Source organism: Shewanella sp. K8 (genome assembly GCF_028823715.1).
Lineage (GTDB): Bacteria > Pseudomonadota > Gammaproteobacteria > Enterobacterales > Shewanellaceae > Shewanella > Shewanella algae.
Window position 1 is genome coordinate 211,400 of sequence record NZ_JAPEHY010000002.1, and the last position, 23,577, is coordinate 234,976.

The following is a 23,577-nucleotide window of genomic DNA, read 5'->3' on the forward strand; positions in this document are numbered from 1 at the left end:
GCGCCTGCCCTAACGCTGCAAAAGTACCGCTAAAAAGCTCTTAAAGAGGCTGTTATGCTCGAACTCCACTGGCTTAAAACCTTTGTCACCCTGGCCCGCCTCGAACACTTCGGCAAGGCAGCCAATGAGCTGCATATGACGCAACCCAATGTCAGCTTGCATATCAAGCAGTTGGAGCAAACCACCCGAGTAAAGCTGATTGAGCGTAATCCATTTCGGCTGACCCAAGCCGGTGAGCGCTTGCTAAGGAGTGCGCACAATACCCTGATGGAGCTGCAAAGTTGCCAGGCCGATCTCAACGCCATCAATGATCTGTGCCAGGGCACGATGACCATAGCCGCCAGCGATATTATTTCCAGATGGCTGTTGATAGGCCCGTTTCAGTCGTTCAAAACCGAATTCCCCGGCATCGACCTGACACTGCTGAACACCACCTCCTCTCAGGCGGCAGACCTGGTAAAAAGTGCCAAGGCCGATCTCGGCTTTGTGATGGCGCAAAAAGAGAGTCAGCCGCTGCATTTTACCGAGCTGAAACAAGTGAAATGGTACGCCTTGGGCAATGATCTCAAGGCCTGGCAGAGAGGAAAAGTCCCCAGCCCGCAGGAAGCTCCGACCTTGATACTACTGGGGCACGACACCCGCACCCGGGATCTGATTGACCCGGCTCTGCCTGAGCTCAAACTGCCGGAATACCGCATCATGGAGGTGGGCAGCGTGGATGCCCAAATCGACTGGGCCGAAGCCGGCTTCGGCATCGCCATAGTGCCGGACTTCGCCCTGCACCCGAAACTCAATTTGCAGTCCAGCATTACCCCACTGCCCAGCTTCCCTTCCGCCAGCCTGGGTTACATAGTGCGTCAGAACCAGGTGCTCTCCAAAGCCATCAAGAAACTGCTCCATTGGGTGGATGAAGAGATATTGCAATCGCCGAGTGTGGGTTAACTGTGTGAAGGTAACAGGCATTCAACGACTTCCGGCTACAGGAAAACTTAACAAGCCGGCGTCAGATGGAAAAATAACCATTGACGCCATAGCCATTTGTTATGCTTGCCTTTTCGCCATTGGATGCTCAGGATTCAACTGAAGTAAATCCCAAAGGTTGCCATATAAATCTTTAAATACCGCTACCGTACCGTAATCCTGCTCTTGGGGGGCACGTACAAACTCGATACCTACTGACTGCATACGCTCGTAGTCTCGCCAAAAGTCATCGGTATTCAAGAAAAGGAATACACGACCTCCCGCTTGGTTACCAATGAAGTCTAATTGCTCAGGTTTTGAAGCCCTTGCCAACAACAAAGCCACTCCGTGAGAATTGGGCGGCGCAACCACAACCCAGCGCTTATCTTGCTCAGGTTGGTAAGTGTCTTCAATAAGCTCAAATTGAAGCTTATTGGTATAAAAATCGATTGCTTCATCGTAGTCTTTTACTACCAGTGCAATATGGACAATGTTCTGCTTCATCTTCTTACCTTATACGCTGAACTGACTTGGACATGATGTAACCCCAGATTTTATCCCTTCAGTATTCCTGCAGCAGGGGAACCAATGAACCCTGTCGGCTATACCTCATAAGCTGGGTAATCGATATAACCTTGTTCACCACCACCATATAAAGTTAGCCTTGCATCTGCATCGAACTCAGCCAATGGCCAGTCATGGGTAAAACGGGCAACCAAGTCCGGATTGGTCACAAAAGGCGTACCAAAGGCAACAAAGTCGGCATACTTTTTGTCGAGTAAGCTTTGCGCTGTTTGCCTGGTCAGCTTGCCCGCCACCATAATAGGATTGCTATATACACTGCGAACCTGGCGACGAAATGCCTCGGGTACTACCGAGTAACGGGAGATATTCTCCGAAAAGTGCACATATGCAAGATTCATCGGCTGCAACTTTTCCAGCAAGGCCAACGTCAAAGGCACGATTTCCGGGTCCTCGCCGGCAAAGCCTTCGTTAACATAAGGGGACAAACGTACAGAGACCTTGCCTGCGCCAATCGCCTCACAAAGTGCCTGTAGCGTTTCCAGCAAGAAACGCATCCGATTCTCTTGATTGCCACCATATTGATCTTGTCGTTGATTACTTTCCAGCCTTAAGAAAGTGTCGAACAGATAACCATGTGCGGCGTGCACTTCAACGCCATCAAACCCCGCGTCTATTGCATTTTGGGCTGCTTGCACAAAATCTGCGGTAGTGGCTTTAATCTCTGCTTCCGTCATCGCTTTTGGCTGTTGTGTCGCCACCATACCGAAACCGCCTTCAGCCAACGGGCCAAACACCTGATCTGGAATGCTAATCGCCGATGGTGCCATAGGTTGCGAGCCGGCGATATTGGCATGGCTGCGACGCCCCACATGCCAAAGCTGAACAAAGATTTTTCCCCCTTGCTGATGGACAGCTTGAGTGACTTTTTTCCAGCCTTGGATCTGTTCAGGGGTATAAATCCCGGGGGTCATCGAATAGCCTCTCGCGATGGCTGAAACCGGTGCTCCCTCTGTAATAATGAGCCCGGCACTGGCGCGTTGCCGATAATACTCAGCCATCATCTCATTGGGAATGTCTCCCGGTTGAGAAGTACGTGAACGTGTCATGGGAGCCATGACGATGCGATTGTTGGTCTTCAATGCTTGACCATGGAATGCTGTTAACATGCTACCCCCTATGCCTGATAACTTGGATAATCAATGAGCCCTGCTTCACCGCCCCCGAATAGGGTGTTGGGATCATGTTCAGCCAAGGGATAGCCCTGTCGCAAACGCTCCGGCAGATCTGGATTGGCAACAAAAGGCCGACCAAAACCTATCATATCGGCAAGGCCAGCGTTAATGGCTTGCTCTGCCTTCTCCAAGTTATAGCGACCGGCATAAATCAACACTCCTTGATAGGCTTCACGGAGCGCTTGCTTGAACGAAAGCGGTGTATCGGGCGCATCGTCCCAGTCCACTTCGGCAATATGCAAATAAACAATGCGATGTCGATTGAGTAGCGCTGCAGCAGCGGTATAGGTTTCAATAGGGTTTGCATCCACTGTGCCGTTGAGTGTGGTCAGCGGTGCCAGACGCACCCCGACGCGATCTGCCCCAATGGCGTCAACCAATGCCGTAACCACTTCATCAAGAAAACGAAGACGGTTTTCAAGGCTGCCACCGTACTCATCACCACGATTGTTTGCTTCGGAATCAATAAACTGGTTAATCAAGTAACCATTGGCGGCATGTAATTCAATACCATCAAAACCGGCTTCAATAGCATTGAGCGCTGCTTGACGATAATCAGCGATAACTTGCTCTATATCGGCCTTTATCATTGCCCTGGGCTGAACCACATCGACAAAACCGGGTTTGTCGCTGCCATTATCGACGAACACTTTCACGTTCTCAGCCTTAATGTCTGATGACGAGATAGGCTGCAAACCACCAATATTGTCCGGATGAGTCACTCTCCCCACATGCCACAACTGCGCAAAAATCGCACCGCCTTTGGCATGCACAGCCTCAGTCACTCTGCGCCAACCGGCGATCTGCTCGGGAGTGTAGATCCCCGGCGTCCACGCATAACCTTTGGCCATGGTGGAAATCTGTGTCCCCTCTGAGACAATCAAGCCCGCACCGGCACGCTGCGCATAATAGGTTGCCATCATCTCGTTGGCCACATCGCCTGGTTGACTGGCTCTTGAGCGCGTCATAGGTGGCATGACAACTCGGTTGTTGAGCAGTAGCTCACCCAGTTTGATCGATTGAAAAAGTGATTGCGTCATAGAAAAGCCCTCTCATGTGATGGCAGGCATAGTAACAAACCCAAATAGAGGCATTGAGAGCAATAAAGACAAATCATTTTTGTCATATACGCAAAAATTGCCAAGTAACATGAAAGCCCAATGCCAGATAAGGAAAAGCATTCGACTCCCTTGAACCATGGAAGGTACAAATAACGTTAGAGAAGGACTGGATTACCGCCGACGCAAACCGCAAAGAGAGCTTGCCCAAAGCCGAGTCATAGCGTCAATTTAGGCTGAATAAAGTCAATAAAAGCGGAGATACGCTTGGCAACATTGGAGGATTTATAATAAACGGCATTAATCTGCTCTCGTCCTATATTGGTGATTTTTTCTCTTTCCAATAAAGGGATTAAACGTCCCTCACTGATATCTTTCTTCACCATAAATCCCGATAAGCAAGCGATACCATTGCCCTGTAATGCCAGCTGTCTCACCGTTTCACCGTTACTCGATGTTATTGTTGGGGTGATACGACCAATCCCTTTGAGCGGCCAATCGTTAAGGGTTTTAGGGCTGGAAAAACCCAATAAATCGTGATGAATAAGCTCACTGCTTTTATTGATAAATCCCCGTCTTGCCAGGTACTCAGGCGAAGCGACAACATAGAGCAAACTCTTTCCGAGCGGCCGTGCGTGCAGAGTCGAATCGCTTAAAGAACCTATCCGAATCGCTAGATCTGTTTTCTTTTCCAACAGATCAACAAACCCCTCGTTGGATGTCAGTTCCAGTTCAATATCCGGAAAGGCTTGCATAAAGGGCTGGATAAGCGGCACCAGTTGGTGAAACACAAACGGACTTGCAGCATCGACGCGTAGACGCCCCTTGGGTAATGTCCCTCTGGTGATAATCTCTTCTTCTGCTTGCTGAATTTGCGACAAACCAAGACGAACTGTATCAACAAACTGCCGTCCCTCTTCGGTTAAATCTATGCGGCGCGTAGTACGATTGAGTATTGAAACCCCAAGCTGACTCTCAACCTTACTCACCGCCCTTGAAACCCGCGAGACCTGGATATCCAAAAGCTCAGCTGCCGGAGAAAAGCCACCATTGTCTACAACCGCCAGCAGTATTGCCAAGTCATCGGACCGTGTTTTCATCACTCTTACCTAAATACATCACCAGCATTTTTTGCATTTATAGCAAATATTACCTACTGAAACACTTATTTTTGACAAACTGATTTCTACGCATAATGCTCGAAAACGCCGGAGTCCTCCTTGGGTATTGTGCCCATAGGCAGCAAAAAAGGCGCCGAAGCGCCTTTTTAAATCACTATCCCGAGAGGACTTATTCCCACTCAATCGTTGCCGGTGGCTTGCCTGAGATGTCGTACACCACGCGGGAGATACCGTCGATTTCATTGATGATGCGGTTGGATACCCGGCCGAGGAAGTCGTACGGCAGGTGAGCCCAATGGGCTGTCATAAAGTCGATGGTTTCCACGGCGCGCAGAGACACAACCCAGTCGTACTTACGGCCATCGCCCATTACGCCTACGCTGCGAACCGGCAGGAACACAGTGAAGGCCTGGCTGACACGGTCGTACAGTTCGGCTTTGCGCAGCTCTTCGATGAAGATGGCATCGGCGCGGCGCAGCAGATCGCAGTACTCTTTCTTGACTTCACCGAGTACCCGTACACCCAGGCCTGGGCCAGGGAATGGGTGACGATAGAGCATGTCGTAAGGCAGGCCCAGCTCCAGGCCTATCTTGCGTACTTCGTCTTTGAACAGTTCACGCAGCGGCTCAACCAGACCCAGCTCCATATCTTCCGGCAGGCCGCCGACGTTATGGTGCGACTTGATCACATGGGCCTTGCCTGTGGCGCTGCCGGCAGACTCGATAACATCAGGGTAGATGGTGCCCTGGGCCAGCCACTTGGCGTTAACGCACTTACCGGCTTCTTCGTCGAAGATTTCCACAAATACCCGGCCGATGATCTTGCGCTTGGCTTCAGGGTCGTTTTCGCCTTTAAGGGCATTGAGGAATCTGTCTTCGGCTTCCACCTTGATGATGTTGAGACCGAAGTGGTCGCCGAACATCTCCATCACTTGCTCGCCTTCGTTCAGACGCAGCAGGCCGTTGTCGACAAACACACAGGTGAGTCTGTCGCCGATGGCGCGGTGCAGCAACATGGCGGTAACAGAGGAGTCAACCCCACCGGAAAGCGCCAGGATCACTTCGTCGTCACCTATCTGCTTTTTCAGGCGCTCAACGGCATCTTCGATGATGGAAGCGGGTTTCCACTTGGCTTCACAGCCACAGATTTCCAGTGCGAAATGCTCCAGCATGCGCTTGCCCTGACGAGTATGGGTCACTTCAGGGTGGAACTGCACGCCGTAGAAACCTTTGGCTTCATTGGCCATGGCGGCGAAAGGGCAGGTTTCGGTCTTGGCAACCGCGACAAAGCCTTCAGGGATGGCCGAGACTTTGTCACCGTGGCTCATCCATACATCCAGCAATGGACGACCGGCTTCGTTAACGGCATCTTCGATGTTTTTGAACAGTGCAGATTCGGCCAGTAGTTCGATTTGCGCGTAACCGAACTCGCCCTCGCCTATGCCCTGGATAACCTTGCCGCCCAGCTGTTCGCTCATGGTCTGCATGCCGTAGCAGATACCCAGTACAGGCACGCCTGCGTTAAACACATACTCAGGGGCACGGGGAGAATTGTCGGCGGTGACACTCTCGGGACCACCTGCCAGAATAATGCCCTGAGGGGCAAACTCGCGGATCTGCTCTTCACTGACATCCCAGGCCCAGAGTTCACAGTAGACGCCAATTTCGCGGATACGACGGGCAATCAGCTGGGTATACTGGGATCCGAAATCAAGGATCAGTATCTTGTGCTCATGAATATTGCTCATTGATAACCTTTATCTCTTTAGTTTGATTGCAGTGCCTGCCGTAACAGGCACAGTTTTTATCTGCTTATAAACCAAGGGCGACACTCATGCCGCCCCGAATTTGTTAAACGCCTGAACGGTAGTTCGGCGCTTCTTTGGAGATAGTCACATCGTGAACGTGAGATTCGCCCATACCGGCAGAAGTCACCTTGACGAACTGGGCCTTTTCACCCAATTCCTGAATGGTGGCGCAGCCTGTCAGGCCCATACAGGAGCGCAGACCGCCCATGTACTGATGGATAATCTCTTTGATTTTGCCTTTGTAGGGAACACGGCCTTCGATACCTTCAGGTACCAGTTTGTCGGCAGCGTTGTCGCTCTGGAAGTAGCGATCGGAAGAGCCCTGAGACATGGCACCCAGTGAGCCCATACCGCGGTAAGACTTATAGGCACGGCCCTTGTAGAGTTCAGTTTCACCTGGAGACTCGTCGGTACCGGCAAACATGGACCCTGCCATGATGCAAGATGCACCGGCGGCCAGCGCCTTGGCCAGATCGCCCGAGAAGCGGATACCGCCATCGGCAATCACAGGGATACCCAGATGTTTAACGGCAGCAGCGGCATCGGAAACTGCAGTGATTTGCGGTACACCCACACCGGTAACGATACGGGTAGTACAGATGGAACCAGGGCCGATACCGACTTTAACCGCATTCACACCGGCTTCTACCAGCGCCAGGGCGCCTTCGGCGGTCGCCACATTGCCACCAACGATTTGCAGATCAGGATACTTGGCACGGGTATCGCGAATACGCTGCAGTACCCCTTCAGAATGGCCGTGGGAAGAGTCAATCAAGAGTACATCGACACCGGCTTTTACCAGCGCATCAACACGCTCTTCGTTACCTGGACCGGCACCAACAGCGGCACCAACACGCAGACGACCCAGCTCATCTTTACAGGCATTGGGCTTACGCTCGGCTTTCTCGAAGTCTTTAACTGTGATCAGGCCCTTGAGCTGGAATTCATCATTCACAACCAGCACTTTTTCAATGCGGTTGGAGTGCATCAGCTTTTGTACTTCATCCAGCTTGGTGCCTTCAGGTACTGTCACCAAACGCTCTTTCGGGGTCATGATTTCAGAAACCAGGCGGTTGGTATCGGTCACGAAGCGCACGTCACGGCCGGTGATAATACCCACCAGTTCGTTGGCGTCATTGATTACCGGATAGCCGGCAAATCCGTTCTTTGCAGTTAATACCTTAAGCTCGGCCAGTGTCGTGGAAGGCTTCACTGTCACAGGCTGTTGAACCACACCTGCTTCATAGATCTTCACTTTACGAACTTCTTCGGCCTGCTGTTCAATACTCATATTCTTATGAATAAAGCCCATGCCGCCTTCCTGCGCCATGGCAATTGCCAGACGGGCTTCGGTCACTGTGTCCATTGCAGCGGACACCAGGGGGATATTCAGTTCGATTTTGTCGGTCAGACGGGTCTTGAGATTGGCGGTATTAGGGAGAACGGTCGAGTGGGCTGGAACCAGCAGCACATCGTCAAAGGTAAGCGCTTCTTTAATTAATCGTAGCATTGCAACATCTCCCCGGGGGTCAGATTTGAAGGTGAAATATTGCGGCGGCATTATACCTTGCAACCCCGGGGTGGTAAATGGGAAAATAGAGAAAAATTCCAATTTGAACGCAAATTCCATGCCAGAGCCCAAAAAACAGGTATATACCGTCTCCCGCCTCAATGCCGAAGTTCGCGCCTTGTTGGAGGGAAACCTCGGCAGAATTTGGCTCAATGGTGAAATTTCCAACTTTGCCAGCCCAAGCTCGGGCCATTGGTATCTGACGCTCAAGGACAACCACTCACAAATTCGCTGCGCCATGTTCCGTGGCCGCAACCAGAATGTGACCTTTCGCCCGACCAACGGCCAGCAAGTGCTGGTGCGGGCAGCCCTGAGTGTGTATGAGCCAAGGGGCGATTATCAACTGCTTATCGAAACCATGCTGCCTGCCGGTGATGGCCTGCTGGCGCAGCAGTATGAAGCGTTGAAGCTGAAGCTCGCGGCCGAAGGCCTGTTTGCCGCCGACACCAAGCGGCCACTGCCTGCCAATATCCAGCGCATTGGGGTGATCACCTCTCCCACTGGCGCCGCCATTCGCGATGTACTGCATGTGCTGAAACGCCGCGATCCTTCCATCGAAGTGGTGATCTATCCTTCCCAGGTTCAGGGCGATACTGCCGCCAACCAGCTTATTGAGGCGCTCACGCTGGCCAACCAGCGGCTGGAAGTGGATCTGTTACTGCTGACCCGCGGCGGTGGCAGCCTGGAAGATATGTGGTGTTTCAACGATGAAAATCTGGCTCACGCCATCTACAACAGTGCCCTGCCGGTGATTTCGGCGGTGGGCCATGAAGTGGACACCTGTATCAGTGACTATGTCGCCGATCTGCGTGCCCCGACCCCATCGGCCGCCGCCGAGCTGGTATCCCAGGATGTCGACAACAAGCGGCAAAAGCTGACCACGGCCATGGCCAGGCTGCGCCAGGGCTGGCAACACTGGCACTTGGCCAAGCGCCAACAGCTGTCGCTGCTGGATCACAAGTTGCAGCGCCAGGATCCCAAGCGGCGGCTGGAGCAGCTGGTACAACAGTTTGATGAGCAGCAACTGAGAATGACGGCCGCCATCAACAGTCGCCTCCACCGGCTGGAGCACAGGCAGCTGCAGCTCAAGAGCCGCCTCGAAGCCCAGAGCCCGGCCCACAAGCTGAGCCTGGAAGGCAGCAGATTGAATTATCTCGGTCAACAGTTGCAGGACGCCATGGCCGATAAACTGAAAGAGGCCAAGGCGCGCCTGGGTGCCAGCGCCCATTCGCTGGAAAGTGTCAGCCCGCTGTCGACCCTGTCCAGAGGCTACAGCATCAGCAAGAACGAAGCCGGTAAAGTCCTGGAAAACAGCCAGGACGCCGTGGTCGGCGAGCAGATGCGCACCCAATTGAAACAGGGTGCGCTGCTCTCAAGAATTGAAGCCATTATTGAGGAATAGCATCAATCAGATAAATGCTCTTCGCTGGAGAAGGGAACCGAATTGAAAATACCTATGAGTCGTTGACAGATGTTATTCCAGTTCACAGGCCCTTTATTAAACACAACTCACTGAATTAAAGTGCAATATTGGTCATCAGAAACAACAAAGCCGGGTTAAACCCGGCTTTGTTTTGCGAAAACCCTATCAGGCTTTCTTGTTCTTGATGTGCGCCATCATCCGCTTGCGGCGTCTTTCCTGGCTCAGGGTCAGTTTCTCCCCTTTACCTTCAAAGGGGTTGGCCCCTTCCTGGAAGCGCAGCTGGATGGGCGTACCCACAACCTTCAGCGAGCGGCGGTAGTAGTTCATCATATAGCGCTTGTAGGAATCCGGCAGCTTGGATACCTGGTTGCCGTGTACCACCACGATAGGCGGGTTGTAACCACCGGCGTGGGCATACTTGAGCTTGACCCGGCGACCATTGACCAGAGGCGGCTGATGGTCGTCCTGCGCCATCTGCATGATCTTGGTCAGCAGCGAAGTGGATACCCGTCTGGTAGCACTGTCGTAAGCTTCTTCGATGGACTCATACAGATGACCCACGCCTGTGCCATGCAGCGCCGAGATAAAGTGGATGCGCGCAAAGTCGATAAAGCCCAGACGACGATCCAGCTCACTCTTGACCCTTTCCTTGACGTCATTGTCTATGCCGTCCCACTTGTTGACCGCAATCACCAGCGCGCGGCCGGCGTTGAGGGCAAAGCCCAGCAAACCAAGGTCCTGCTCGGCGATACCTTCACGGGCATCGATAACCAAGAGCACCACGTTGGCGTCTTCAACCGCTTTCAGGGTTTTAATCACCGAGAACTTTTCCACGACTTCATGCACCTTGGCGCGGCGACGCACCCCGGCAGTGTCTATGATGACGTACTCGCGGCCTTCACGCTGCATTGGAATATAGATGGAGTCGCGGGTGGTGCCCGGCTCATCATAAACCACTACCCGCTCTTCACCGAGGATACGGTTGGTCAGGGTCGACTTGCCCACGTTGGGCTTGCCGATAATCGCCAGCTTGATAGGCAAGTCCTGCAATCTGGCCTGTTCGGCTTCGGCTTCCTCTTCTGTGTATTGACGCTCGTCGACCTTCTCTTCCTCGGGCGCATCCGGGTTAATCCCCATCGCCTCGGCAAAAGGAGCCAGCGCATACTCAATCATATTAGTAACGCCGCGGCCGTGAGCCGCCGCCATCTGATACACCTCACCCAGGCCCAGGGCCCAGAATTCGGCGCAGGCGGAGTCGGCATCGATACCGTCAATCTTGTTGGCCACCACGAAGGTGGTCTTTTGCCGGCTGCGAAGATGTTGGGCTATGGCCTGATCGGCCGCGGTCAAACCGGCGCGGGCATCTGTCAAAAACAGCACTACATCCGCTTCTTCGATAGCCGCCAGCGATTGCTCGGCCATCTTGGTTTCTATGCCTTCTTCGGTGCCGTCAATACCGCCGGTATCCACCAGGATGAATTCGTAACCTGACAGATAGGCACGACCGTATTTACGATCCCGCGTCAAGCCTGGGTAATCCGCCACCAGTGCATCACGGGTGCGGGTCAGACGATTGAACAGGGTCGACTTACCGACATTGGGTCGCCCTACCAGGGCCACTACAGGAATCATCTTTTTGCCTCTTTAAAACTTCTCAATAAAAAGCCCCCGGAACGCACTCCCAGGGGCTTGGCAGTATCAAAGCCTGGGTTCAGGGCAGAGTTACTGTGGCAATTTTGCCATCCCGGGTCTGCAGATAGATTTTGTCGTCAACCACCAGAGGTTGACTGAACAGGCCCGAGCTGTCGACCTGCACCCGACCCACAATTTGGCCGTTACTGCGATCGATAAAGTGCAGATAACCTTCAAAGTCACCTACCACTACATAGTCCTGGAACACGGCCGGAGCAGTCAGATCCCTATTGGTCAAATCCGAGTTGCTCCACAGCTCCAGACCGTTACGTCTGTCCACTGAGTATACACGGCTGTGATCGTCCACCAGGAACAGGCTCAGGCCCGCAGTGTCCAGCTCGTGGAAACTGGAATACTTACGCGACCAGACAATACGGCCGCTGCGCATTTCCATGCTGACCAGATTACCGTTGTAGCTCACCGCGTACAGGTTGTCACCCAGCAACAGCGGCGTCATATCGACATCGGCCATACGGCTGAACTCGTTGCCACCTTTAGGGGTGTAAATCGGCTGTTCCCAAGCGGGTTGACCATTGTTCTTGATAACAACAGTGACCTTGCCATCGGCCGTACCGACAAAGAAACCGCCCTGGGCATAAGCCGGAGAGCTGGTACCGCGCAGAGTCAGGTTCGGCAGGGACGCTTCATAGCTCCAAAGCTTTTCACCTGTGTCGACATTGAAGGCATCCAGCGAGCCTGAGCTGCTGTTAACCACCACCATGTCTTCGGCCACTGTGGGCAAGGACAACAGCTCGCCGTCGGCTACCGCATGCCAGAGCACTTCACCGGTTTCGGCATCAAGCGCCGCCAGCAGGCCACTTTCACCGCCGACAAATACCTTGTTACGGGCCGCCGTTACGCCGGATGCCAAGCGGGCACCCTTGTTCTTTTTCAGGGCGCCATCACGAAACGCCTCGCTGAAGTCTGTGCTCCAGACCTTCTCGCCGCTGGTCTCGTCAAAGGCGGTTACTTCACCGTAACGGTCGGCAACAAAGATTTTGCCGTAACGCACAGCAGGACGCAGACGGGAGTAATAATCGCCAACACCACTGCCAACCGAAGCGCTCCAGCTAACCTGTGGGAATACGCTGGCATTGATCTCCAGCAGCGGGCTCACAGGTTCTTCTTCCACATCGCTGGAAGCACAACCTGTCAGTGCGCCTATGGCCATGCCACAAGCCAAAAGGGTTTTACACCACGACTTCATTGGCCTTCCTTATGCCTGATTCAGGTTATCGAGTTTCATCTGCAGCGCCGGACTGGTTGTCACGCCACCATTTTTAACGGCTTCCTGATAGGCCAGTCTGGCCTTGTCGGTTTCGCCCTGACGCAGCAGCAGATCGCCTTTAAATTCATCTCTTTGGGTAGAAAATGCGCTGTTCTTGACCTGTTCGAGCGTGGTCAAAGCGGTAGCAACCTGGCCCTGCTCAGCCTGAATACGTGCCAAACGCAAGGTGGCAACCGCAGTCAGGGCATCGCCCGGCTTGGCGGCAATCACGGTTTTGAGTGCGGCTTCGGCCTTGGGCAGATCGCCTGACTCAACTGCGCTTTTGGCAACAATCAGTTGCATCAGCGCCGAGTAACCGGCTTGGGCGTGCTGTTTGTCAAATTCGGCAGCGGCAGCCATCACCGCGGCTTCATCACCGCTTTGCATCAAGGCCTGATTAAAAGCCTGAGAGGCGGCTTCGGCACGTTCCACTTTGACATCGGAGTAGTAGTTCCAGCCATAGAGGCCACCCAGACCTATTACGACACCTGCGACTATCGAAGTGCCATAGTCTTTCCAGAACTGCTTGATCGCTTCGACTTGTTGTTCTTCTGTGCTGTAGATTTCCACCCGCACTTCCCCTCTAAATTATTTAATCAGTTCTGCCAAATAGTCGGCCAGGGCCTGGCGTTCAACATCCTGCTGAGCCCCATCACCCCGCAGCGGTTTCACCGCCACCTTGTTATTGGCCAGTTCGGTCTCACCGATAATCAGCGCAAAACCCGCGCCGCTCTTATCGGCTCTTTTCATCTGTTTCTTGAAGTTGCCACCACCGCAGTGACTCATCACCTTGAGCTTGGGCAGCTTCTCGCGCAGTTCCTGGGCAATTTTCATCGCCTCGATTACGCAGTCATCGCCCATGGCAGTCACGTAGACATCCACTTCGGCAGCAACATCGGCGTTCAGCTCCAGGGTTTCCAGCAGCAGAACAATCCGCTCCAGTCCCATGGCAAAGCCCACTGCCGGCGTTTCTTTACCGCCAAGCTGGCTCACCAGGCCATCGTAACGACCACCGGCCAGTACTGTGCCCTGAGCGCCCAGGCTGTCGGTGACCCACTCAAATACGGTGCGGTTGTAGTAATCCAATCCGCGTACCAGGCGTGGGTTAACCCTGTATTGGATGCCAACGGCCTCCAGGAGTTCACACAAGCGGGCAAAATGTGCCTTTGAGTCTTCACCCAGGTAGTCCATCAGCGCCGGAGCATCGGCCAGCAAGGCCTGAACCTGCTGATCTTTCGAGTCCAGCACTCGCAGTGGGTTGCTGTACATGCGCCGCTGGCTGTCTTCGTCCAGCTTGTCTTTATGCTGTTCGAGGAAAGCCACCAGCGCCTCGCGATAAGCAGCGCGCTCTTCGCTGTCACCCAGAGTGTTCAGCTCGAGGGAAACGTGTTCGGTCAATCCAAGCTTCTGCCACAAAGAGGCGGACAACATCAACACTTCGGCGTCAATATCGGCGCTCTTGATACCATAAACTTCAACCCCAAACTGATGGAACTGACGATAGCGCCCTTTCTGTGGCCGCTCGTGGCGGAACATGGGGCCCATATACCATAGACGTTGTTCCTGGTTGTACAGCAGGCCATGTTCGTTACCGGCACGAACTGTCGAGGCGGTACCTTCCGGGCGCAGGGTGAGACTGTCACCGTTGCGATCGGCGAAGGTGTACATCTCCTTCTCAACAATATCTGTCACTTCCCCTATCGAACGCTTGAACAGGTCTGTGTTCTCAACGATAGGTGTGCGGATTTCACTGTAACCGAAAGAGGCAACAGAGGCGCGCAATACCGCCTCAACTTTTTGCCATACGGGGCTTTGGGTTGGCAGAATGTCATTCATTCCGCGAATCGCTTGGATCTGTTTTGCCACTATCTCGACTCGTTTTGCTCTGGGGCTAAAAATTCAAAAATGCCAGCCATTATAGGCGCTTCACCGGCAAACGTAAAACTGGCCAGCGCTGGCCAGTTCACATTCACATCATCGGGGATTATTCGGCTTCTTTGACTGAAATACGGTTTTCCATCATTTGCGCCTTGGCGCGAATTTTGGCTTCGAGGGCATCGACCAGATTGTCGTTGTCGAAGCGTTCTTTCTGACGCTCACCTTCGTCGTAGTAACCGCTCTTGCGGTTACCGCCGGTGAGGCCAATATGGGACACCAGGGCTTCGCCGGGGCCGTTGACCACACAGCCTATGATGGAGACATCCATGGCAGTGGTCACATCTTCCAGGCGCTGCTCCAGGGCGTTGACCGTGCCTATCACATCAAACTCCTGTCTTGAGCAGGATGGGCAGGCGATAAAGTTAATCCCGCGGGAGCGAATGCGCAGCGACTTGAGGATATCGAAACCGACTTTGATCTCCTCAACAGGATCGGCTGCCAGCGATATTCTCAAGGTATCGCCTATGCCTTCTGCAAGCAGCATACCCAGGCCCACTGCCGATTTAACGGCGCCGGCACGGGCGCCACCGGCTTCGGTGATCCCAAGGTGCAGCGGCTGCTTAATCTGTTTCGCCAGCAAACGGTAGGACTCCACCGCCAGGAACACGTCCGATGCCTTCACCGAGACCTTGAACTGGTCGAAGTTGAGCCTGTCGAGAATGTCCACATGGCGCATTGCCGATTCCAACAAGGCTTCCGGGGTGGGCTCTTTGTATTTGTCCATCAAGTCTTTTTCGAGACTGCCGCCGTTTACCCCGATACGGATGGGGATATTTTTGTCACGGGCAGACTCAACCACGGCGCGAATGCGTTCTTCATTGCCTATGTTGCCTGGATTAATACGCAGACAGTCGGCGCCATATTCCGCCACTTTAAGGGCGATGCGGTAGTCGAAATGGATATCGGCCACCAGCGGCACCTTGACCTGCTGTTTGATTAGCTTGAACGCTTCGGCGGCATCCATGGTAGGCACAGACACCCGCACGATATCGGCGCCTACGGTTTCCAGCGCCCGAATTTGCGCCACTGTGGCTTCTATATCTGTAGTGCGGGTATTGGTCATCGACTGCACTGCGATGGGAGCGCCATCACCAATGGGCACATTGCCGACATAGATGCGGGTGGAAGGACGGCGTTTTATGGGATTTTCACTGTACATCGTATTCTGCTCTGTTGACTCGGCGCCCTGTGGGCGCCACTTCAATTATCCTGCTTGATGCTATTATGCCTGTGGCAGGGTCAGTCTGGCTACCCGACCGTTGGGGAAATCGGCAAGGCTCACGGCCTGGCCGTTAAATGTCAGGCTAACTGTCTGCGGCGCGCCCAAGACCAGTTTAAAAGGCGCTTTACCCTGTACATTGATGCTTTGTCCTGGCGATCTCAGACCATCTATTAGAGTCTTGCCGTTGGCATCTGTGAGTTTGATCCAGCAGTCACCGTTAAGCTCAATACCGACCGAAGCTTGCGCCGGGTCAGTTACCGGCTCCAGCTCTGCCGCCTCAACGCCGGCGATGGCACCGCTGGTGTTGTTCCCGGCACTGTCTGTGTCTATTTCAGCGCTCTCAGTACCACTCTCGGTTTCCAAGGCTGGGTTTGCTGCCGCAGAGGCGCCCGGCTCATTATCCGGCAGTACATCAACTGGTTGCTGCGATGCATCCTGTTGTTCCATTTGTGCCTGACGCGATTCAAACTCTCTGGCCTGCTGCACCTCTTCTGCCGTCGGTTTGGAGAAGTCGACATCGGAAACCACAGAGGGCTTTTGCAGCCACCACACCACCAGCAGAGCCAGCAGCAGAAAACCGATAAGGTAAGTCACCAACATCAAACGGCTGTCTGTAGCCTGACGGCTGGTCTTGCGCGAAAAGCTCTGCATCGCAGGTTCAGTCACCTTGGGGACCTGCCGCGCCAAACAAGCGTTAATGGCTTCTTTGTCTACATCCAATATGCGGGCGTAGTTCTTCACGTAACCGCGGACATAGGTGGAGGAATCGATATTGCTGAAACAATCGGCTTCAATATCGGCCACAATACAGGGACGCAAATGCAGCCTGGTAGCCGCATCTTCTATAGTGATACCTTTTTGTTCGCGTGCGCTTTTCAGTAATGACCCGAGCGTATCCTCTTGCCCGGGAACCTTTTGGCTCTCGTCTTCATCCTTGTTGACTTGGTTATTCAACTCTGTCATCAGTGCATACTTGCCCGGTATTGTTTGGCCTGGGGAGACGCTGGAAATTTGGCCTGCAGCAGTATTCCATAACGCTTGGCGGCCGCGTCATCATTTAACCCTTGCTCAATGCTAATGCCCAACGCCAAACTCTCCGCTGTTTCGGGAATCACCCTGTGAAGGCGTTCCAACTGCACTCTGGCCGCGGCGTAGTTGTGGGCGTCAAGCTCCAATTCTGTCAGTTCCAGTAATGAGACCTGTCTTCTGGGCTCATACTTTAGCGCCATCTCAAAATAGTGTCGCGCTTTTTCTATTTCCCCGGCATCCCGGCTGCAAATACCCAGGTTTTCATAGCTGGAGGCAGTGCGGGTATATCTGGGGTTGTCGATTGCCTTCAGGAACATCTTCTCTGCCTTGGCATATTTCTTCTGCTGGCAGAGAAATACCCCAAAGTTGTTCATCGAGTCGCCGCTGGCATTGCGGGTGTCTATGGCGGCTTCATAGGCTTGCTCAGCCTTCACCGCTTCACCCACGGTTTGATAGTAATAGGCCATGGCAATATGCACTTCCTCAAGATGAGGGGCGTATTCCATGGCCTTGTCGAGATTAAATTTGGCTTGTTGGGAGTTACCCTTTTGCAGATAGGTCAGGCCTAACTGCGTCCGTTCCTTGGCGGCAGCAATTTTATCAAACTGGCGTTCCGAGACCGGAATGTCCGTGCCGGCATAAGTTCGCTCGGTCACACATCCGGGCAACGTGGCCCCGAGCAGTAACGCGAGCGCTAAACCTGGCAATCCGTGCTTCATTGGCAAACCTATAAATCTGGACAAACAAAGAGTTAATCCATTGTGACCGAAATTTGATTGGCTTGCATGCGTTTTTTCGCCAGACGCTTGGTTCTGTCACGTATATCCCCGGCCAACTGGCCACAGGCGGCATCGATATCATCGCCGCGGGTCTTACGCACTATCACGGTAAGGCCGTATTCCATAAGCACTTTGGCAAACCTGTCGATACGGGAATTGGAAGAACGCCCGTAAGGAGAGCCAGGATAAGGATTGAACGGGATAAGGTTGACCTTGCAAGGGGTATCCTTCATCAACTTGGCCAGCTCATGGGCTTGCTCTGTGCTGTCGTTGATATGATCCAGCATCACATATTCCAGCGTGACCCGGCCGCGGTTGGCGTTGGACTTGGCGATATAACGACGAATAGCGGCCAGGAATTCGTTGAGCGGATACTTCTTGTTGATAGGCACCAGCTCGTTACGCAGCTCGTCATTGGGGGCATGGATACTAACCGCCAGCGCCACATCGAGGGCGTCGCCCAGTTTATCCAGCGCCGGTACTACGCCGGATGTGGAAACCGTTACCCGCCGTTTGGACAGGGCAAAACCAAAGTCATCCAGCATGATATCCATCGCCGGGATCACGTTGGCCAGGTTCAGCAAGGGTTCACCCATGCCCATCATCACCACATTGGTGACCGGGCGCTCACCGGTTTCCTTCTGGAAGCCGAGGAAATGGGATACCCGCCAGATCTGGCCGATAATTTCAGATACTGTCAGGTTACGGTTAAAGCCCTGCTGCGCAGTGGAGCAGAAAGTACATTCCAGCGCACACCCCACCTGAGATGAAATACACAGAGTCGCCCTATCATCTTCAGGAATATAGACGGTTTCCACTTCCTGACCTTCGCCGACATTGATGGCAAACTTGATGGTGCCATCGGCCGATTTCTGATAGCTGGAGATCTCCGGTGCCACCACTTCACAGCGCTCTTTCAGCTTGGCCCGCAGGTGCTTGTTGATGTTGGTCATCTGGTCAAAGTCACTGATCCCGAAGTGATACAACCACTTCATCAGCTGTTCGGCACGAAACGGCTTATCGCCCAACTCGACGAAAAGCTCACGCATTGCCTTACGATCAAGATCCAAAAGATTGATCTTTTTTTCACTCATTTGACTTACCTCAACACCAAAACCTGCAGCAGGGCGGCGAATTATACAGATAGGCCGCCACTATAGCCAGTAATTCAGCGGATCCCCTTATACCCGACTTTCTCTCTACCGAGCAGAAAATTAAGCTTCAGCTCACAAGCTCTATGATAGAATAGCGCTGGGCTAATGTTGGCCTTTGCATCGGAGTGATAATTCCCCCCTTATGCTAACGCTTATCGTTATTGTATTGGTCGCCATCGGCGTCTCTTTTCTCTGTAGTGTGTTTGAAGCCGTGCTGCTTTCGGTGACTCCCAGCTATATTGCGTCGCTGCGCCAGTCCAACCCGGATGCTGCCGAACGTCTTCAAAAACAGAAAGACAATGTCGAATCTCCCCTGGTCGCTATTTTGACACTCAACACCATAGCCCATACCGTAGGTGCGGCCGTGGCCGGTGCTCAGGCTGCCAAAGTGTTTGGCGATGAGATGTTGGGGGTATTCTCCGGGGTACTGACCTTCCTCATTCTGTTCTTTTCCGAAATCATCCCCAAAACCATAGGTGCCAACTACTGGCGAGCCATGGCCCCCAGTGTGTCTGTGGCTCTGGTGTGGATGGAACGCATCACCCTACCGCTTATCTGGATGTCCAATAAGGTTACCCGTTTGCTCGGCAAAGGTGACTCTGGCCAGTATATCCGTCAGGAAATGAGCGCCATGGCCAAAATAGGCCATGAATCCGGTGAACTGGATGAACAGGAAAGCAAAATTCTGACTCAGATGCTGAGCGTCAAGGAGATGCCGGTTACCGCCATCATGACTCCAAGAACCGTGATGTTCACTCTGCCGGCCGCACTGACTCAACATGAATTTGTCAGCCAGCATATCAATAAGCCTTTCACCCGGGTGCCTATTTTCGACAAGGATCACGACGACATCATAGGCTATGTGAACCGTACCGATGTGCTGCTGAGTGAGCGGGATAATCCCGATGCGCCCCTTGGGAACCTCAAGCGCAATTTGGTGATAGTGCCGGAAACCGCCCGCATCCTGCCGCTGTTTGAGCTGATGATCAAACGCAACGCTCAGATAGCCATGGTGGTGGACGAGTACGGCAGCGGTCAGGGGCTGGTGACACTGGAAGACATTATCGAATCCTTGCTGGGGCTGGAGATTGTCGATATCAATGACCCGGCCACCGACATGCAGCAACTGGCAAGGCGACTTTGGAAACGCCGCATGAAAGATAAGGGGATCCGACTCTCGGATGACAGAGAGCCGGTCACGGACTCCCAAGGGCTCTGATTTCAGAATATTTATTCAGTGCTTTAATACAGGTGTCATCCAAGTGGGAGATAGTTTGACAGGCTAACGACCCACCCATCAATACAGTCATCATTTTGGGGGAGCTTGAGCTCCCCCTTTTTCATCTGCCTCTGGAGGTGTACAATCCCCGCTCGCAGAATGAGGATGATATGCACACAGATTATGTTTTAAGACTTGCCCATCTCAACGATACCCACTCACACTTGGATCCCAGCCGGGTTCAGTTCAAGATTGACTCTCAGGGACGCGAGTTTGATCTTCACAGCCACAGTGGTGGCTACGCGCGGATCTCGGCTCAGGTCAAGGCCGCAAGAGACGCTGCCCAAGCACAAAACCAGCCTTTTATCCTGCTCCACGGCGGCGATTGTTTCCAGGGCACCTTGTATTACAGCCAGTTCAAAGGCCGGGCCAACGCCAAACTGCTGAAGATGTTGGCACCCGATGCCATGGTCATAGGCAACCATGATATTGACGATGGCAACGCTCTGCTGGCCGGCTTTATCAAAGAGGTCGGCTTCCCTGTGCTGGCGGCCAATATGGATCTCAGCGGCGAAGCTGAAGATAAGCCCGGGCGTCTTCGAGGGCTGGACAACCTCTATGTTCTGGATACCGCCTCAGGTATCGGCCGCAGCCTGATAAAGCCTTTCCACGACAAACAACTGGCCATAGTCGGTATTACTCTGGATCAAATGAAAGCCATCGCCAGGCCGGATCCCGATACCGAGTTTGCCGATGCCTTTGCCACTACCAGAAAGACTGTTGAAGCTCTCAGGGCCAAGGGCATAGTGCATATCATAGTGCTGAGTCACTTAGGGTTGGAGCAAGACAGATTACTGGCCGAAACCATCCCCGGGATCAGCCTGATAGTCGGCGGCCACACTCATACCTTGATGGGTGATTTCCGCGGTTTTGGCCTGCCATGCCTGCCCTATGGTGAAAGCGTCAACGGCGTGCCTATCCTCCATGCCGGCAAACATGCCGAAACCCTGGGGCTCGCCGAAATCCAGTTCGATGATGCAGGCCGGGTGACCCGGCTCGAAGGCAGTAACATCTTTATGCTGGACAGTCAGTTTCTGCTGAGCGGCTCACAGGCTGCCACCGAAGCCGACTATCAAGCCGCCAAGGCGATATTGGAACAACACCCAGGGATCCACTGGGATGATAACGATGAAGCCATGGAGCAAGTGATTGCCAACGAGTTCCGTCCGGCGATCAGCAGCATGGAAAATCAGGTGCTGGCTCTGGTACCCAAGGCCCTGGTGCATACCCGCCTGCCAAGCCGCACCCTGCCCCACGGCAGTGAAATTGCGCCCTGGGTCAGCCGCAGTATGTTTCTGGAGTCCAGAGCCAAAGACCAAAGAGTGGACTTTGCACTGCATAACGCCGGCGGCGTGCGTCAATCTGTACCCCAGGGACAACTGACCAAAGCCGACGTGCTCGGGCGCCTGTTGCCTTTTGAACTGCCGCTGGTTAAATATGAAATTGCCGGTGAACACCTCTACCAGGCACTGGAGTCGGCCATTAACGCCGCCACCAACAACGGCGTGCGTGGCACCGGCGCCGGCAGTTTCCCCTATACCTATGGGCTGAGATATTTCTATGATGGCCGCAAAGAGCAGGGAGAAAGGCTATTGCGGCTGGAGCTGTTGCGGGCCAATGGCCTGTGGCAAGCACTGGCGCCGGAGCAGCACTATATCGGGGTTTCCACCTGTTACACCACGGCCGGGAAAGAAGGCTATGAACCTCTGCTGCAAGCCCGCTGGCAGGAGTCGATGCCGTCGCTGACATTGCCGGGCGCCTTCATCAACTTCCTGAAAAAGGCCCCCAAACTGGATGAGTTGCTATTGCCCCATGTGCACTATACCAGCCATAGGGCCGAAGCTGCCGGCGAATAAGCCGGTAGTATTCACAGCAGTTTTGCCTCGCCCCTTTTGCTGACAAAGCAACCATTCAAGGTCATCAGCCTGCATGCTAAACCCAGGTTATAAGCCATTTTATAAACCGCTTCATAAACCACGTTATAAACTGCTTTATAAGCCAAAGTCACTGCCTTGCAGGCGCTCGGCAAACCAGCCAAGCGCCTTTCCCATCTCCCCTTTTCGCCAGGCCATATAGATGGGCAGTGAAGGCCTGGGCAAGGCCACTTCGCGCTGCACCAACTCACCTTTGGCCAAGGCCTCCCGGATCAAATGCACAGGCAGAAAGCCCACCCCTATTCCCATCTTCTGTGCGGTGATCTTGGCTTCCATCGACGACACCCGGATAAGCTGGCGACTGTCAAACACCCCACTGGAGCGCTGACTCAAGGAGCGCGAGGTATCGGCCACTATGATGGATGGAAATTGCAACAAGGCTTCAGAAGCTATCTCAGTGTCAAATTGCGCCAAGGGATGCTCAGGCGCCACAACAAACACAAACTCCAGCTCACCAAGCTTTTGCAGTTCATACTGACCTCTTGGCAATTCACCTGTGACGCCTATGGCGATATCGGCGCGGTTGGAATAAAGCGCATCCCAGCCGCCGCCAAGGGCCTCATGGGTCACACTGACGGTGAGCTGCTTACCCAGCTCGGTGAATTCTTTGATTAATGAAAGCAGCGGCGCCTGTGGCAAGACGGTATCCAGCGCCAGTGTCAGTTGCGCCTCCCAGCCGGTTTCCAATTGCCTCACGGCATCCTCAAGCCGGGCGGTGGCCGCCAGGATCTCCCGCCCCTGGGTCAACACCAAACGCCCCACTTCGGTAAGTTGAGCCCGAGTGCCCTTACGTTCAAATAATCTGCTTCCCAGCTCGCTCTCCAGCTTTTGAACCTGATAGGTCAAGGCAGATGGCACCTTGAAAAGCGCCTCGGCCGCTGCCGAAAAACTACCTTTTTTATCTATAGCATCCAATACTTTAAGTGCATCCAGGCTAATGACAGAGTGCATGACAAAACCTATTTTCAATTTTTTTGAAATTAAATATCAAAATGTTCCGATTTTCAGCCACAAAGGTCAAGGATAAACTGCACAGCAACTGGACAGGAAAGCCTATCCACCCTATTCAAATTCATTGAGGACACCATGATGAAAGACCTGATTATTAAACTGCTCCGCACCGATGCCGGTTTCGCTCCTCTGGCGCTGCGCCTGCCTATAGGTATCACTTTTATGGCTCACGGCGCCCAGAAGCTCTTTGGCTGGTTCGGCGGTTACGGCCTGGAAGGCACAGGACAATGGATGGCCTCTATCGGCCTGACTCCCGGATATTTGATGGCACTGATGGCCGGCTCCAGTGAATTTTTCGGTGGTCTGCTGCTTATCATAGGTCTGTTGATTCGCCCCACTTCCGCGGTGTTGGCATTCACCATGTTGATGGCGATAGTCACAGTGCACCTGGACAACGGCTTATTTATGTCCAACAACGGTTACGAGTTTGGTCTGGCATTGCTGGCCGCCACTGTATCCCTGGCGATTTCTGGCGCCGGTAAACTGTCCATCGACAGCATGATAGCCCGCAAGACACATTAAGGAAGGTGCGAACAAGTCCCATGTGTGCTCTGCGTCGGCTTACGGGCTTGGATG

The 23,577-nt window shown here is 53.5% G+C and carries 20 protein-coding genes; 5 read left to right on the top strand and 15 right to left on the bottom strand.

The features are described from left to right. The first annotated feature begins 54 nt into the window (after positions 1-54). Positions 55-942 carry a LysR family transcriptional regulator gene (locus ON072_RS02350; RefSeq protein ID WP_025009774.1) on the top strand — a complete coding sequence of 296 codons (888 nt, stop codon included), beginning with the start codon at positions 55-57 and terminating at the stop codon, positions 940-942. Positions 943-1,041: 99 nt separating this feature from the next. Here ON072_RS02350 and ON072_RS02355 read toward each other — a convergent pair whose 3' ends face one another. The 6 genes from ON072_RS02355 to guaB form a co-directional block, all read right to left on the bottom strand. Next, positions 1,042-1,464 (bottom strand): VOC family protein, encoded by a 423-nt coding sequence (locus tag ON072_RS02355; RefSeq protein ID WP_208135595.1) that lies wholly within the window; start codon positions 1,462-1,464, stop codon positions 1,042-1,044. Between the two features lie 98 nt (positions 1,465-1,562). Beyond that, positions 1,563-2,651: an alkene reductase gene (locus ON072_RS02360; protein ID WP_261752762.1), complete on the bottom strand. Its 1,089-nt coding sequence runs from the start codon at positions 2,649-2,651 to the stop codon at positions 1,563-1,565. Between the two features lie 8 nt (positions 2,652-2,659). Then, positions 2,660-3,757 carry an alkene reductase gene (locus tag ON072_RS02365; RefSeq protein WP_261752763.1) on the bottom strand — a complete coding sequence of 366 codons (1,098 nt, stop codon included), beginning with the start codon at positions 3,755-3,757 and terminating at the stop codon, positions 2,660-2,662. Positions 3,758-3,993: 236 nt separating this feature from the next. Further along, positions 3,994-4,875: a LysR family transcriptional regulator gene (locus tag ON072_RS02370; protein WP_190535384.1), complete on the bottom strand. Its 882-nt coding sequence runs from the start codon at positions 4,873-4,875 to the stop codon at positions 3,994-3,996. A gap of 190 nt (positions 4,876-5,065) precedes the next feature. Continuing rightward, a complete protein-coding gene (guaA, locus tag ON072_RS02375; protein ID WP_028779200.1) occupies positions 5,066-6,643 on the bottom strand; it encodes a glutamine-hydrolyzing GMP synthase in 1,578 nt (525 codons plus the stop codon). Between the two features lie 103 nt (positions 6,644-6,746). Next, the gene (gene guaB, locus ON072_RS02380) at positions 6,747-8,213 is read right to left on the bottom strand and encodes an IMP dehydrogenase (RefSeq protein WP_107352718.1); all 1,467 of its coding nucleotides are present in this window, start codon (positions 8,211-8,213) and stop codon (positions 6,747-6,749) included. Between the two features lie 118 nt (positions 8,214-8,331). On the opposite strand from guaB, the gene xseA reads away from it, so the two are divergent. Beyond that, positions 8,332-9,675 carry an exodeoxyribonuclease VII large subunit gene (gene xseA / locus ON072_RS02385; protein WP_261753240.1) on the top strand — a complete coding sequence of 448 codons (1,344 nt, stop codon included), beginning with the start codon at positions 8,332-8,334 and terminating at the stop codon, positions 9,673-9,675. A gap of 186 nt (positions 9,676-9,861) precedes the next feature. Here xseA and der read toward each other — a convergent pair whose 3' ends face one another. The 8 genes from der to ON072_RS02425 form a co-directional block, all read right to left on the bottom strand. Then, entirely contained in the window at positions 9,862-11,328 is a 1,467-nt protein-coding gene (gene der / locus ON072_RS02390; protein ID WP_025887505.1) for a ribosome biogenesis GTPase Der, read from the bottom strand. A 79-nt stretch (positions 11,329-11,407) separates the two neighbouring features. Then, positions 11,408-12,595: an outer membrane protein assembly factor BamB gene (gene bamB / locus ON072_RS02395; protein ID WP_028779197.1), complete on the bottom strand. Its 1,188-nt coding sequence runs from the start codon at positions 12,593-12,595 to the stop codon at positions 11,408-11,410. A 9-nt stretch (positions 12,596-12,604) separates the two neighbouring features. Continuing rightward, positions 12,605-13,225: a YfgM family protein gene (locus ON072_RS02400; protein ID WP_044734164.1), complete on the bottom strand. Its 621-nt coding sequence runs from the start codon at positions 13,223-13,225 to the stop codon at positions 12,605-12,607. Between the two features lie 18 nt (positions 13,226-13,243). Continuing rightward, positions 13,244-14,521: a histidine--tRNA ligase gene (gene hisS / locus ON072_RS02405; RefSeq protein ID WP_071237781.1), complete on the bottom strand. Its 1,278-nt coding sequence runs from the start codon at positions 14,519-14,521 to the stop codon at positions 13,244-13,246. Between the two features lie 118 nt (positions 14,522-14,639). Beyond that, positions 14,640-15,752 carry a flavodoxin-dependent (E)-4-hydroxy-3-methylbut-2-enyl-diphosphate synthase gene (gene ispG, locus ON072_RS02410; protein WP_025009764.1) on the bottom strand — a complete coding sequence of 371 codons (1,113 nt, stop codon included), beginning with the start codon at positions 15,750-15,752 and terminating at the stop codon, positions 14,640-14,642. Positions 15,753-15,815: 63 nt separating this feature from the next. Beyond that, positions 15,816-16,778: a RodZ domain-containing protein gene (locus tag ON072_RS02415; RefSeq protein ID WP_144158477.1), complete on the bottom strand. Its 963-nt coding sequence runs from the start codon at positions 16,776-16,778 to the stop codon at positions 15,816-15,818. Next, on the bottom strand, positions 16,778-17,563 hold the full coding sequence (pilW, locus tag ON072_RS02420) for a type IV pilus biogenesis/stability protein PilW (RefSeq protein ID WP_028779192.1): 786 nt from the start codon (positions 17,561-17,563) through the stop codon (positions 16,778-16,780). Before pilW ends, ON072_RS02415 begins: the two co-directional genes overlap by 1 nt. A gap of 32 nt (positions 17,564-17,595) precedes the next feature. Continuing rightward, positions 17,596-18,717: a bifunctional tRNA (adenosine(37)-C2)-methyltransferase TrmG/ribosomal RNA large subunit methyltransferase RlmN gene (locus tag ON072_RS02425; protein ID WP_025009762.1), complete on the bottom strand. Its 1,122-nt coding sequence runs from the start codon at positions 18,715-18,717 to the stop codon at positions 17,596-17,598. A gap of 202 nt (positions 18,718-18,919) precedes the next feature. Between ON072_RS02425 and ON072_RS02430 the strand changes: the two genes are divergently transcribed. Further along, the gene (locus ON072_RS02430) at positions 18,920-19,996 is read left to right on the top strand and encodes a CNNM domain-containing protein (protein WP_025887502.1); all 1,077 of its coding nucleotides are present in this window, start codon (positions 18,920-18,922) and stop codon (positions 19,994-19,996) included. A gap of 170 nt (positions 19,997-20,166) precedes the next feature. Next, on the top strand, positions 20,167-21,912 hold the full coding sequence (locus ON072_RS02435; protein WP_261753241.1) for a bifunctional metallophosphatase/5'-nucleotidase: 1,746 nt from the start codon (positions 20,167-20,169) through the stop codon (positions 21,910-21,912). A gap of 135 nt (positions 21,913-22,047) precedes the next feature. Here the strand turns inward: ON072_RS02435 and ON072_RS02440 are convergent, their stop codons facing one another. Continuing rightward, positions 22,048-22,941 (bottom strand): LysR family transcriptional regulator, encoded by an 894-nt coding sequence (locus tag ON072_RS02440; RefSeq protein ID WP_096141372.1) that lies wholly within the window; start codon positions 22,939-22,941, stop codon positions 22,048-22,050. 138 nt (positions 22,942-23,079) lie between these two features. Between ON072_RS02440 and ON072_RS02445 the strand changes: the two genes are divergently transcribed. Further along, on the top strand, positions 23,080-23,523 hold the full coding sequence (locus ON072_RS02445; RefSeq protein WP_025009758.1) for a DoxX family protein: 444 nt from the start codon (positions 23,080-23,082) through the stop codon (positions 23,521-23,523). Positions 23,524-23,577: the final 54 nt, after the last annotated feature.